Annotated in this window: 14 protein-coding genes; 9 read left to right on the top strand and 5 right to left on the bottom strand. The window is 72.3% G+C overall.

Annotated features, from left to right (window positions below; translation table 11 throughout):
• The first annotated feature begins 195 nt into the window (after positions 1 to 195).
• Positions 196 to 729 (top strand): GNAT family N-acetyltransferase, encoded by a 534-nt coding sequence (locus AC13HU_RS18435; protein WP_483042988.1) that lies wholly within the window; start codon positions 196 to 198, stop codon positions 727 to 729.
• A 28-nt stretch (positions 730 to 757) separates the two neighbouring features.
• Here the strand turns inward: AC13HU_RS18435 and AC13HU_RS18430 are convergent, their stop codons facing one another.
• The 4 genes from AC13HU_RS18430 to AC13HU_RS18415 form a co-directional block, all read right to left on the bottom strand.
• Entirely contained in the window at positions 758 to 1,510 is a 753-nt protein-coding gene (locus AC13HU_RS18430) for an amino acid ABC transporter ATP-binding protein (protein ID WP_483042989.1), read from the bottom strand.
• Between the two features lie 170 nt (positions 1,511 to 1,680).
• The gene (locus tag AC13HU_RS18425; protein ID WP_483042987.1) at positions 1,681 to 2,655 is read right to left on the bottom strand and encodes an amino acid ABC transporter permease; all 975 of its coding nucleotides are present in this window, start codon (positions 2,653 to 2,655) and stop codon (positions 1,681 to 1,683) included.
• The gene (locus AC13HU_RS18420) at positions 2,652 to 3,557 is read right to left on the bottom strand and encodes an ABC transporter substrate-binding protein (RefSeq protein WP_483042986.1); all 906 of its coding nucleotides are present in this window, start codon (positions 3,555 to 3,557) and stop codon (positions 2,652 to 2,654) included. Before AC13HU_RS18420 ends, AC13HU_RS18425 begins: the two co-directional genes overlap by 4 nt.
• 131 nt (positions 3,558 to 3,688) lie before the next feature.
• Positions 3,689 to 4,390: a glycerophosphodiester phosphodiesterase gene (locus tag AC13HU_RS18415; protein WP_483042985.1), complete on the bottom strand. Its 702-nt coding sequence runs from the start codon at positions 4,388 to 4,390 to the stop codon at positions 3,689 to 3,691.
• 270 nt (positions 4,391 to 4,660) lie between these two features.
• Between AC13HU_RS18415 and AC13HU_RS18410 the strand changes: the two genes are divergently transcribed.
• The 4 genes from AC13HU_RS18410 (at position 4,661) to AC13HU_RS18395 (ending at position 8,601) form a co-directional block, all read left to right on the top strand.
• Positions 4,661 to 6,058: a DUF6421 family protein gene (locus tag AC13HU_RS18410; RefSeq protein ID WP_483042984.1), complete on the top strand. Its 1,398-nt coding sequence runs from the start codon at positions 4,661 to 4,663 to the stop codon at positions 6,056 to 6,058.
• Positions 6,059 to 6,081: 23 nt separating this feature from the next.
• On the top strand, positions 6,082 to 6,837 hold the full coding sequence (locus AC13HU_RS18405) for an SDR family NAD(P)-dependent oxidoreductase (protein ID WP_483042983.1): 756 nt from the start codon (positions 6,082 to 6,084) through the stop codon (positions 6,835 to 6,837).
• Positions 6,816 to 7,934 (top strand): threonine aldolase family protein, encoded by a 1,119-nt coding sequence (locus tag AC13HU_RS18400; RefSeq protein WP_483042982.1) that lies wholly within the window; start codon positions 6,816 to 6,818, stop codon positions 7,932 to 7,934. The genes AC13HU_RS18405 and AC13HU_RS18400 overlap by 22 nt, the downstream gene beginning before the upstream one ends.
• 67 nt (positions 7,935 to 8,001) lie before the next feature.
• Positions 8,002 to 8,601 (top strand): transglutaminase-like domain-containing protein, encoded by a 600-nt coding sequence (locus AC13HU_RS18395; protein WP_483042981.1) that lies wholly within the window; start codon positions 8,002 to 8,004, stop codon positions 8,599 to 8,601.
• Positions 8,602 to 8,634: 33 nt separating this feature from the next.
• On the opposite strand, the gene AC13HU_RS18390 is transcribed toward AC13HU_RS18395, so the two are convergent.
• Positions 8,635 to 9,045: a DUF4395 domain-containing protein gene (locus tag AC13HU_RS18390; protein ID WP_483042980.1), complete on the bottom strand. Its 411-nt coding sequence runs from the start codon at positions 9,043 to 9,045 to the stop codon at positions 8,635 to 8,637.
• A 177-nt stretch (positions 9,046 to 9,222) separates the two neighbouring features.
• On the opposite strand from AC13HU_RS18390, the gene AC13HU_RS18385 reads away from it, so the two are divergent.
• The 4 genes from AC13HU_RS18385 (at position 9,223) to AC13HU_RS18370 (ending at position 12,520) form a co-directional block, all read left to right on the top strand.
• Positions 9,223 to 9,636 carry a TlpA family protein disulfide reductase gene (locus AC13HU_RS18385; RefSeq protein WP_483042979.1) on the top strand — a complete coding sequence of 138 codons (414 nt, stop codon included), beginning with the start codon at positions 9,223 to 9,225 and terminating at the stop codon, positions 9,634 to 9,636.
• 359 nt (positions 9,637 to 9,995) lie between these two features.
• A complete protein-coding gene (locus AC13HU_RS18380) occupies positions 9,996 to 10,517 on the top strand; it encodes a flavin reductase family protein (protein ID WP_483042978.1) in 522 nt (173 codons plus the stop codon).
• Positions 10,518 to 10,704: 187 nt separating this feature from the next.
• The gene (locus tag AC13HU_RS18375; RefSeq protein WP_483042977.1) at positions 10,705 to 11,490 is read left to right on the top strand and encodes an electron transfer flavoprotein subunit beta/FixA family protein; all 786 of its coding nucleotides are present in this window, start codon (positions 10,705 to 10,707) and stop codon (positions 11,488 to 11,490) included.
• A 67-nt stretch (positions 11,491 to 11,557) separates the two neighbouring features.
• Positions 11,558 to 12,520, top strand: a complete 963-nt coding sequence (locus AC13HU_RS18370) for an electron transfer flavoprotein subunit alpha/FixB family protein (RefSeq protein ID WP_483042976.1) — start codon at positions 11,558 to 11,560, stop codon at positions 12,518 to 12,520.
• The last annotated feature ends 38 nt before the right edge of the window (positions 12,521 to 12,558 follow it).

Genomic DNA, 12,558 nt, shown 5'->3' with positions numbered 1-12,558 from the left:
GTCCTGTCCCGTCCGCCTGTCCGTTCGGGTCCTACCCGGTCCTGCGGGCGCGCAGCCGAGCGCACGGGATCGCCCGGGGGAGTGCGACCGCGCGGCGCGCGCCCCCCCGGCCGGGATGGCGCCGCGCCGCGGTGCCGGCTGCCGACCGGCGCACGGGCCTCGGCGGCGGCGACCGCCTTCGGTAGCCTGACCGGCATGGACACCGCATCCCTCAGCTTCCGCCCCGCGACCCCAGCCGACGTGACCGCGCTCGTGGCACTGGTCGAGTCCGCCTACCGCGGCGATGCCAGCCGGACCGGGTGGACCACCGAGGCGGACCTCATCGAGGGGCAGCGGACCGACCCGCAGGGCGTGCTGGACGTGGTGGAGAAGCCGGACAGCATGATGCTGGTCGTCGAGCGCGACGGTGAGCTGGTGGCCTGCTGCCAGCTCGAACACCGCGGACTGCACGCCTACTTCGGCATGTTCGCGGTCCGCCCGTCGCTCCAGGGCGCCGGGCTCGGCAAGGTGATCATCGTAGAGGCCGAGCGCGTCGCCGCGAAGGAGTGGGGCGTGTCCGAGATGCACATGACGGTGATCAGCGCCCGCGAGGACCTGATCGCCTGGTACGTGCGCCGCGGCTACACCCGCACCGGCGAGATGTCGCCCTTCCCCTACGGCCAGGAGCGGTTCGGCCTCCCGACCCGCGACGACCTGCAGTTCGAGCTGCTGACCAAGCGGCTCGGCTGACCGCGGCCGCTTTCGGTACGGCCGCGGCTCACAGCCGCCCGGCCGCCGTGATGCGCCGCAGGAAGTCCCGGGTGCGCTGCTCGCGCGGGGCGCCGAAGACCTCGGCGGGAGTGCCGCGCTCCAGGATCACGCCACCGTCGAGGAAGCACACCTGGTCGGCGACCTCGCGGGCGAAGGCCATCTCGTGGGTGGCGATCACCATCGTCATGCCCTCCTCCTTGAGATCGCGGACCACCGACAGCACCTCGCCGACCAGTTCCGGGTCGAGCGCGGCGGTGATCTCGTCGAGGAGCAGCAGCCGCGGCCGGGTGGCGACCGCGCGCAGCAGCGCGACCCGCTGCTGCTGGCCGCCGCTGAGCCGGTCCGGGTACTCGCGGGCGCGGTCGGCGAGGCCGAGCCGTTCCAGCAACTCCCGGGCGTGGCTCTCGGCCTGCTCCCGCGGCTCCTTGTGCACGCGGCGCGGCGCGAGGGTGATGTTGTCCAGCACGGTCATGTGCGGGAAGAGGTTGTACGCCTGGAAGACGACGCCGATCCGGCGCCGTACGTCGTCGACGTCGGTGCGCGGGTCGGTGATGTCCTCGCCGTCCAGGAAGATCGCCCCGTCGTCGATGTCCTCCAGCAGGTTCGCGCAGCGCAACAGCGTGGACTTGCCCGAGCCGGACGCGCCGATCAGCGTGGTGACGGTGTGCGCGGGCACGTCGAGCGCGATGTCCCGCAGCACCACCGTGTCGCCGTAGGTCTTGCGCACGGCCTCCAGTCGCAGCACGGGTTCGGCGCGCAGCGCGGGCTCCGGCCCGGCCGCGGGTGCCGGTGCGTTGGCGGCGGCCGGGCGTTCGCCGCTCTTCGCCCCGCCCGCGCCGATACCCGACCCGCCGGCCTCGACCCTGACGGCCTTCGTCCCGCCGGTCCCCGCCTCGCCGCTCTTCGCCCCGTCCACCGGGCCCTTCGCGCTCATACCGCGCCTCCCTGCGACTGTCGCCGGTTCATCCGCGCGGCCACCCAGTCGGTGAAGCGCGTCATGGGGATGGTGATCGCCACGAAGATCAGACCCGCGATGACGTAGGGCGTGTAGTTGAAGTCGCGGCTGGCGATGATCTGCGCGGCGTAGACCGCGTCCACCGCGCCGCCGATCGAGACCAGGCCGGTGTCCTTCTGCAGGGACACCAGGTCGTTGAGGAGTGGCGGCACCACCCGGCGTACGGCCTGCGGCAGCACGACGTAGCGCATCGCCTGGGCGTTGCTGAGGCCGAGCGAGCGGGCCGCGGCGCGCTGGCTGGGGTGCACGCTCTCGATGCCCGCGCGGAACACCTCCGCCACGTAGGCGGTGTAGGTCAGGCAGAGCGCGAACGCGCCCAGCAGCACAGGGTTGTTGGTCACCCCGGTCAGCCGCAGCGCCGGGACGCCGAAGACGCACAGCAGGATGCAGATGATCAGCGGCAGCCCGCGGAAGAAGTCCACGTAGGCCGTCGCCAGGGCGCGGACGGGGAAGAACACCGGGCCGCGCAGGGTGCGCAGCAGCGCCATCAGCAGCCCGGCGACCAGGACGACCGCGCCGCACACCGCCAGCAGCCGCAGGTTCAGCCACAGGCCGTGCAGGATCGGGTGGAGGGAGATCCGCGCGTAGTGGGCGTCGAAGAACGTCTGCCGGGTGCGGTCCCAGCCGGGCGAGTTGACGATCAGCGCGTACAGCACGGCCGCCGTCGCCAGCGTGCTGGCCGTGGCGACGGCGAACGCGCGGCGGGTGCGGGTGCGCCGGTAGTGCTCCCGGGCGAGCCGTCGCGCCGAGGGGCGGTACGGGTCCGCGCCACCCTTCGCCCCGCCGGCCGGGTCAGGCCCGCTGCCGGGCGCGGGTGCCTGCGCCGCCGCGGGCGGCACGGGCACGGCGATGTCCCCGCCGCCGCGCTCCTGCCCGTCCTGGACGGTCACTTGAGCACCGGGGCGTTCACCGCGTCGGACAGCCACTTCTTCTCCAGCGCGGCGAGCGTGCCGTCCTCGCGCAGCGCCGTGACCGCCTGCGAGACGCACGGCGTGAGCTTGCTGCCCTTGTCCAGCACCAGACCGAACTGCTCCGGCGTGGTGCCCGTGGTGTCGAACTGCCCGATCACCTTGGCGCTGGGGACCTGGGCGCCGGTGACGTAGAAGGCGGTGGGCAGGTCGACCACGATGCCGTCGACCTGGCCGTTCTTGAGGGCGGCCACCGCGAGGTCGTTGCGCTGGAAGACCGCGGGCTGCTTGCTCGGCTTCACCAGGTCGTCGATGACGTCGAGACTGGTGGTGCCGACCTGGGCGCCCAGCTTCGCGTTCTTCAGGTCGGCCAGCGACTGCGCCCCGGCGATCTTCGAGCCCTTGGGCGCGACGACCACCTGCCGAACGTCGTAGTAGCCGGGGGAGAAGTCCACCGTCTTCTGGCGCTCGGGGGTGATCGAGATCTGGTTGATGTCCACGTCGAAGTTCTTGGCGCCCGGCGAGAAGGCGCTGTTGAACGGCACCTTCTGCCAGACCACTTGGTCGCTGCCGTAGCCGAGCTGCTTCGCCACCGCGTAGGCGACGGCCGATTCGTAGCCCTTGCCGCTGGACGGCTTGTTGTCGACGAACCAGGGGTCGTACGCCGGGTTGTCGGTGCCGACGGTGAACTTGCCCGCGGTGTGGGTGGCGAGCGAGCCGGGGCTGCACGAGCCGGCGGTGGTGCCGGCGGCGCTGCCGGACGGCGAGGACTTCGCCGACGAGTCACCGTCGTCCTGCGGGGAGCAGGCGGCCAGCGCCATGGTGAGCAGGGCGGCCGCGGCGAGGGCCGCGCGATGACGGGACGGGAGGATCGCGGGACGCATGGCGGGACCTTGGCATCCGACGGGTGGATCTGTCCACGCGATTCGGAACTCCGTCCGGATGCCGGACGATTGTGTCCGCGGTGTGTCCGGTCGTACGCGGTCGGTCGCCATGGCGTCGCGCCAGGTGACGGCTACCGGGCCGCGACTCCGTCCCTTGCCGCGCGGTCGCGGCCCAGCGCGGGTGGCAGGTCGGTGGCGGCGCCGTCCAGGCCCAGCGCGCGGGTCAGCGCCCAGTCCTGCGGGGTGTTGACGCTCCAGGCCATGACGGCGATCCCGGCCGCGTGGCAGCGGCGTACGACGTCCAGGGTGAGCTGGGTGAGGTCGAGGCTGACCAGGCGGGCGCCGACCGCCTGGGCGCGCGGCACGATGTCCGGGCCGAGGTCCCCGGCGACGAGCACGGTGGCGACCTCGGGCAGCAGGGTGTGGATCTCGGCGAGCGCGTCGTCGTGGAAGGACAGCACACTGACCCGGCCGGTCTCGTGGCGCTCCCGCAGCACCGAGGCGAGCACCCTTGCGGCGGCGGCGTCCTTGATCTCGGCCTGGATCGGGAGCGTCACGCAGTCCAGGACTTCCTCGAAGACCGGCACCCGCTCGCCCAGCCCCGCGTCCAGGCGGAGGATCTCGGCGAGGGTGAGATCGCGGATCGGACCGGTGCCGTCGGTGGTGCGGTCGACCGAGGCGTCGTGCATGACGACCAGGGCGCCGTCCTTGCTCAGGTGCAGGTCCAGCTCGACCTGGTCCACCCCCTCGCGCTCCGCGCGGCGGAAGGACCGCAGGGTGTTCTCCGGCTCGACGCCCATGACCCCGCGGTGGCCCACGGTGAGGAAGCTCATGAGGGCACCCTAGTGCCCTGGGCGACCCCGCCGGGTGCCCCTTCCCGCCGTCCTTCCCCGGTGCCGCCGTGGCTTTCGGCCGATCGTGCCGTGCGTCCGGGCACACCTCGGCATCCACCGCAACTTTTAGCGCCCCATCCTGGCGTCGAGCCGTAAAAACAGCGGCCTTCGGCGGCCTTGGCCGCACAATCTCAAGGAAGCGGCCTTGAAGACGGGGCCCGGCCATGGCTACGCTGTTCGCACGACAGTTTCTTTTGCGGAGGAGGGGTCATGGGCGAAGTTCTTTCGTCGAAGGTGGCGACCGGAGGCGGTGTATCCGGCGAAGGCGTGCTCGGACACCCCCAGTGGCCGGTCCTGAAGCAGGCGGTCGAGGCAATCAGGCCCTGGCAGCGCAAGGACGGTTCGATCGACTTCGACGCCGAGGACGCGCCCACCCGCGACGACGCCGTCCGCACGCTCGGCCGTGTCGTCGACGCCCTCGAACAGCTCGCGCCGCTGCTGCCGCACGACGAGGCGTACCACCGCGCGCTCGTCGCCGACCTGCGCCGCTGGGCCGACGGCGGCTTCGCCGTACCCGACTTCCTCGACTCGCTGCTGGCCTTCCAGCCTGCCGCCGACCGCCGCGACGGCCTCCAGCACCTGGTCGTCTTCCCGATGTACACCCAGAACGGCAACCCGGACCGCAACCTCGAAGCGGTCGTCTTCCGCGTGGTGTGGCCGGAGTGGCTCGCCGAGCTGGAGCGCACCCGCTACGACAACCCGCTGTTCGTGCCGATCACCTTCGAGGACTTCACCCCGGGGTACGACACCAACTCCGCGGTGCTCTTCCCCGAGACCGTCGCCGTGCGCAAGGCGCCGGACCGCTGGACCTGGGGCGCGATCTTCTGCGACCGCGAGGCCGCCCGCTTCCGCGCGGTCACCTCCGCCGCCGTGGAGACCCTCGGTCTCGACCTGCCCGAGGACGCGACCCGCCTGGTCGACGACCAGGAACTCGCCCAGCAGACCTACGTGCTGTGGGACATGATCCACGACCGCACCCACAGCCACGGCGACCTGCCGTTCGACCCGTTCATGATCAAGCAGCGCGCCCCGTTCTGGATGTACGGCCTGGAGGAGCTGCGCTGCGACCTGACCACCTTCAAGGAGGCGGTCAAGCTCCAGGCCGAGGGCCACCCGATGGGCCTGGGCGTGCAGTACGCGATCCTCTTCGACCGGCTCTTCCGCTTCCCGGTCACCGGCGAGCGGGTGCGCAACTACGACGGCCTCGGCGGCCAGTTGCTCTTCGCCTACCTGCACAAGCACGACGCTGTACGCTGGACGGACAACACCCTGCACATCGACTGGGAGCGCGCACCCCAGGTCACCACGCAACTGTGCGGCGAGATCGAGACGCTCTACCGCGACGGCATCGACCGGCCCAAGCTCGTGCACTGGCTGGCCGCCTACGACCTGGTCGCGACCTACCTCTCCCCGCACCCCGGCTCGGTCTGGGCCAAGGGCGCGGACGCTTTGGACCTGTCGCTCCCGCCGCGCAAGCTGGTGGACGACGTGCTGCCGGACGAATTTCCGCTCAGCATGTTCTACGAGGCCCTTGCGAAGAAGCTCCGCGAGGTGATCGCCTCGACCAAGGGCATCACCGGCGACAGCGCGCTACGAGGCGCCGCATGACCGGTGCAGGCGAGGAGGCGGAGATGACGACCGACACGTACGCAGGCGGACTCGACGGCGCGGTGATCGCGGTCGCGGGCGCGGCAGGACCGGCCGGGCGGGCGGTCCTCCAGCGGCTGGCCAGGGCCGGCAGCCATGTGGTCGCCGCCGACGCCGACCCCGAGCGGCTGGCGCAGGCGGTCGACGCGGCGCGCTACGACGCGGGCGGCGCCGACATCACCGGCGAGGTGGTGGACCTGCTGGACCTGGAGGCCGCCCAGGACTGGGCCGGCCGGATCGAGAAGGACCACGGCCGGGTCGACGGCCTGGTGCACCTGGTCGGCGGATGGCGCGGCTCCGCATCCTTCCCGGAGACCGAACTCGCCGACTGGGACGTGCTGCACGACCTGCTGGTGCGCACCGTCCAGCGCACCACGCTCGCCTTCCACGACGGCCTGCTGCGCAGCCCCGGCGGGCGGTATGTACTGATCAGCGCGGCCGGCGCCAGCGCGCCCACGGCCGGCAACGCGGCGTACGCCGCCGCGAAGGCCGCCGCCGAGGCGTGGACGCTGGCCATGGGCGACTCGTTCCGCAAGCTCGGCGGTGAGGTCCCCAGTGCGGCGGCCACCGTACTGGTGATCAAGGCGCTGGTGCACAATGAGATGCGGGCCCAGCGCCCGAACGCCAAATTCGCCGGCTTCACCGACGTGCGCGACCTCGCCGAGGCCATCGCGGACGTGTGGAATGCAAGCCCTCAGAAAGTGAACGGGACCCGACTGTGGCTGACGCCCCGACCGTGACCGAGTCCACCGACGCCGCCTCCGCCCCGGCCGGCTCCACCGACGCCGTACGGCGGCACGACCCGGGCGTGCGGGGTTTCGCCAGCGACAACTACGCCGGGGTCCACCCCGAAGTGCTGGCCGCCCTCGCGCTGGCCAACGGCGGCCACCAGGTGTCATACGGCGCCGACGTGTACACCGAGCACCTCCAGGAACTCTTCCGCGGCCACTTCGGCCCGACCGCCGAGGTCTTCCCGGTCTTCAACGGCACCGGCGCCAACGTCACCGCCCTCCAGGCGGTCACCGAGCGCTGGGGCGCGGTGATCTGCGCGGAGTCCGCGCACATCAACGTCGACGAGTGCGGCGCGCCGGAGCGGGTCGGCGGGCTGAAGCTGCTCACGGTGCCCACCGAGGACGGCAAGCTCACCCCCGAGCTGATCGACCGGCAGGCGTACGGCTTCGACGACGAGCACCGCGCGCAGCCGCAGGTCGTGTCGCTCACCCAGAGCACCGAACTGGGCACCTGCTACACCCCGGAAGAGATCAAGGCGATCTGCGACCACGCCCACGCGTTGGGCATGGCCGTGCACATCGACGGCGCGCGGCTCGCCAACGCCGCGGCGAGTCTCGGCGAGCCGCCGGCCCGCTTCACCACCGACGCGGGCGCGGACATCCTGTCCGTCGGCGGCACCAAGAACGGCCTGCTGCTCGGCGAGTGCGTGGTCGTGCTCAACCCCGACCGGGTCCGCGCGCTCAAGCATCTGCGCAAGCTGTCCATGCAGCTCGCGTCCAAGATGCGGTTCGTGTCGGTGCAGTTCGAGGCGCTGTTCGCCGGCGACCTGTGGCTGCGCAGCGCCTCGCACGCCAACGCGATGGCCCGCCGGCTGGAGCGCGCGGTGCGGGACATCGACGGGGTGACCGTCACCCAACAGGTGCAGGCCAACGCCGTGTTCGCGCTGCTGCCCCGCGAGGTCAGCGAGCGGCTGCAGAAGCGCTACCGGTTCTACTTCAGGGACGAGGCGACCGGCGAGGTGCGCTGGATGTGCGCCTTCGACACCACCGAGGAGGACGTGGACGGTTTCGCCGCCGCGATCGCCGAGGAGATGCACGCCGGATAGTGCATGAATATGCGTAGCTTCGTAAATTGATTGATCGAGAGGTCGGAGGCTCCGTAGGCTCCCCACCATGGAGCTCACCCCGGAAGCCACCGACCTCACCGTGTATCTCGGCGCCGACGAGGTCATCGACCACGACCATCCGCAGGTCCGGCAGACCGCCGCGCTGCTGCGATCCGGCGCACCGACGCCGTATGAGTATGCGAAGGCCGCGTACGCCTACGTGCGCGACGAGGTGCCGCACTCCTTCGACAGCGGCGACGACCGGGTCAGCTGGCGCGCCTCCGACGTGCTGAGCACCCGCAACGGCATCTGCTACGCCAAGTCCCATGCCCTGGCGGCCCTGTTGCGCGCCGAGGGCATCCCCGCCGGGCTGTGCTACCAGCGGCTCACCGAGGACGACGGCCGGCCGGTCGTGCACGGACTCGTCGCGCTGCTGCTGCCCGGCACCGGCCGCTGGACCCGGCAGGACGCGCGCGGCAACAAGCCCGGCGTCGACGCCCGCTTCTCCCTCGACCAGGAGCGGCTGGCCTTCCCCGTGCGGCCCGAACTCGGCGAGTACGACTACCCGACGGTGTACGCGGCCCCGCCGGCGCCGGTGCTCGCCGCCCTGCACGACTCCGCCGACCGCACGGAACTGGCCATGCGGCTGCCGACCGCGCTGGAGTGAGGCCGGCGGCCCCGGCCTCGGGCGGTCCGCCGCTCAGGCGGCCGTGGCCCGCTTCAGCAGCAGGTACATCTCGCAGCCCAGGCAGTAGGCGAACACCGCGTTGAGGAAGGCGGCGGCCAGCGCGCAGGCGGTGGCCGCAAGGCCCAGCCACTGCGGCCCCACGAGGTAGCCGATGGCGCCGACCGCCACGAAGAACAGCCCGACGGCCTGCGCGAAACGCGGCGCCGCCGCGTCCTCCGTCGCCGTCGGCGGCCCGAGCCGCGGCCGGACCAGGGTGCGGAACACCCACCCGTACGGCGACTTGGGCACGCCGGCCGCCGCGCCGACGGCGAACACGACCGCCTGCGCCGCCAGCAGCCGGCCGCTGCCGGTGACCAGTACCACCGCGAGGACCACCGTGGTCAGCGCGGCACCGAAGCGGGGCCCTCGTACATCGATCTGCATGGCTGGAATCATCACCCAAGGACGGCGTGCCGCACCCGCGGGAATCATTGCGGTCGCGTGAACGCTGCCCACGGTGGACTTGCGGGCACGGCCGGCGGGGCCGTAGGCACAGGGTGCGAAGACGCCCGCGGCGCGAGGCACGCGCGCGGTACGGACGACGAGGGAGGCGCGACCGCCGTGACCGGACTGATCGTCTGCCTGGCCGTGCTCGTGGCCGCGAGCGGCTACGGAATCGTGCACCGGCGCAGGGACGGGAGGATCAGGGTGCGGGTCAAGGACGGCGGGCAGCGGCTGACGGCCGACGACCTCGGGGGGCCGTTGGGGGAGCGGGCCACGCTGGTGCAGTTCTCCAGCGCCTTCTGCGCGCCCTGCCGCGCCACCCGGCGGGTGCTCGCGGAGGTGGCGGGCATGGTGGACGGCGTGCGGCACGTGGAGATCGACGCCGAGGCGCACCTCGAACTGGTGCGGCGGCTGGCCGTGTTGAAGACGCCGACCGTGTTCGTGCTCGACGCGCAGGGCGCGGTGGTGCGCAGGGCCGTCGGGCAGCCGCGTACGGCCGATGTGATCGCCGCGCTGGGTGCGGCGGTCTGAGGGCGGGCGACCGGACGTCACGGGCGGCCGGAGCGGACGTCCCGCGCGGACGCCTGCATGTGCGCACTCCGGCGGGCGCGGTCTCGTGCGGGTGCAGGGAGCGTACGGCCGGCGGGTCGTACGGCCGGTGTGACGGTGATTCCATCCGCCCGGGCGCCCTTGACGGCCGACGCCGCGAATCGTCACTCTGACGTTATGTCCCGAGAACCGCTGAGCGCACACGCCGCCGCCGACTCCGGCCGACATTCCCGCGGGTGCTGTCCGGTCCGCTGAGCGCCACCGCCCCTCAGCTCCGACGGCGGGCCCGGCCCGGACCGCCCGCCGGACCGCCCGCCCGCCGCGGAAGGACGTACTCACCCGTGACCGCATCGCCCGACCTCGCCTCGGCCCGCCCGGACAGCCCCGACTTCGACCCGGGCGTCTTCCGCTCGGCCTTCCGCCGTCACGCCGCCGGTGTCGCCGTGATCACCGCCCAAGGCGCCCACGGCCCGGTCGGCTTCACCGCGACCTCCCTCACCTCGGTGGCCGTGGAGCCTCCGCTGCTCTCCTTCGGCATCAGCGTCGGCGCCTCTTGCTGGCCCGCGGTGTCCACCGTCGAGCACGTCGGCGTGCACATCCTCGGTGAGCACCAGCGCGAACTCGCCGTGGTCTTCGCCCGTTCCGGGGCCGACCGGTTCGGGCCGCCGACCCGCTGGTCGCGCGGCCCGCACGGCGTGCCGCTGCTCGACGGAGTGGCGGCCTGGCTGGTCGGCCGGGTGGCGGGCCTGGTGCCGGCCGGCGACCACCGGATCGTGGTGGCCCGGGCCGTCGCCGGGGACTCGCACGGGCCCGGCGGGCCGCTCATCCATCACCAGGGCGGCTTCCACCGGTTGTCGCGCTGAACCGGCGTGCACCCGCGTCGGGTACATCACAGTTCAAGGGCCTTGTGAATGGGTAAACAGCTGTGTGTACTGACGAGTAATATATTCGGCGGGGTAGTTGCCGTGCCCCGGCAGGGAGCCGCCACCGCGGGCGCCTAACCTGGCAGTTCACGAAGACGTGCAGGACGGAAGCAGTAGGAGAGCAGGCGTGAGCTTGAGGATCGTAGTCGCAGTGAAGTATGTGCCCGACGCCACGGGTGACCGTCACTTCGCCGAGGACCTGACCACCGACCGCGACGCGGTCGACGGCCTGCTGTCGGAGCTGGACGAGTACGCCGTGGAGCAGGCGCTCCAGATCGCGGAGGCCGCCGATGACGCGGAGGTCACCGCCGTCACCATCGGCCCCGAGGACGCGCGCGGCGCGGTGCTGAAGGCGTTGCAGATGGGCGTGGCGAAGGGCGTGCACATCGAGGACGACGCGCTGCACGGCACCGACATCATCGGCACCTCGCTGGTGCTGGCCAAGGCCATCGAGCACATCGGCTACGACCTGGTCGTCACCGGCATGGCCTCCACCGACGGCACCGCGGGCGTGGTGCCGGCGCTGCTGGCCGAGCGGTTGGGCGTCCCGCAGGTGACGCTGCTGTCGGAGGTCTCGGTCGCCGACGGCAAGGTCACCGGCCGCCGTGACGGCGACGTGGCGAGCGAGGAGTTGGAGGCGGCGCTGCCGGCGCTGGTGTCGGTCACCGACCAGTCCGGCGAGGCCCGTTACCCGTCCTTCAAGGGCATCATGGGCGCGAAGAAGAAGCCGCTGGAGACGCTCGACCTGTCCGACCTGGGCGTGGACGCCGCCGAGGTGGGTCTGGGCGGCGCCTGGACGGCCGTGCAGGACGCCACGGCGCGCCCCGCGCGCACCGCGGGCACGATCGTCAAGGACGAGGGCGAGGGCGGCAAGCAGCTCGCCGAGTTCCTGGCCGCGCAGAAGTTCATCTGAGCCGCGGCCACGCCGCCCCACCCGATGGCCCGCAGCCCCTTCCCGAATTCGCAGGAGAACGATTCCCATGGCTGAAGTCCTCGTCTACGTCGACCACGTGGACGGTGCCGTCCGCAAGCCGACCCTCGAACTGCTCACCATCGCCCGCCGGATCGGCGAGCCTGTCGCGGTCCACCTCGGCCCGGGCGCCGAGGCCGCCGCGGCGGTGCTCGGCGAGCACGGCGCGACCCGCGTACTGGCCGCCGACGCACCGGAGTTCGCGGACTACCTCGTCGTCCCCAAGGTCGACGCGCTCGAGGCCGCCGCGAAGGCCGTGAACCCGGTCGCGGTGCTGGTGCCGTCCTCCGCGGAGGGCAAGGAGATCGCCGCGCGCCTGGCGCTGCGGCTCGGCGCGGGCATCATCACCGACGCCGTCGACGTGGAGGCCGGCGCTGACGGCCCGGTCGCCACGCAGTCGGTGTTCGCCGCCGCCTTCACCACCAAGTCCACGGTGAGCAAGGGCACTGCGGTGATCACCGTCAAGCCGAACGCCGCGCCGGTCGAGTCCGCGCCGGCCGCCGGCACCGTGGAGCCGCTGACGGTCGCGTTCGGCGAGCTGGCCACCGGCACCAAGGTCGTCTCGCGCACCCCGCGCAAGTCCTCCGGGCGGCCGGAGCTGACCGAGGCCGCGATCGTGGTCTCCGGCGGCCGCGGGGTCAACGGCGCGGAGAACTTCTCCGTGATCGAGGCGCTCGCCGACTCGCTGGGCGCCGCGGTCGGCGCCTCGCGCGCGGCGGTCGACGCCGGCTGGTACCCGCACAGCAACCAGGTCGGCCAGACCGGCAAGTCGGTCTCCCCGCAGCTCTACATCGCCAACGGCATCTCCGGCGCGATCCAGCACCGGGCCGGCATGCAGACCTCGAAGACCATCGTTGCGGTCAACAAGGACGCCGAGGCGCCGATCTTCGACCTCGTCGACTACGGCGTGGTCGGCGACCTGTTCAACGTCGTCCCGCAGCTCACCGAAGAGGTCAAGGCCCGCAAGGGCTGAGCCGCTTGAACGCCAGGACGGCCGCCGCGCACCGGGGG

It is taken from the genome of Streptomyces sp. NH27, from assembly GCF_056859195.1.
The sequence above is the reverse complement of the archived record's forward strand: the minus strand, read 5'-3'. Positions and strand labels throughout refer to the sequence as shown.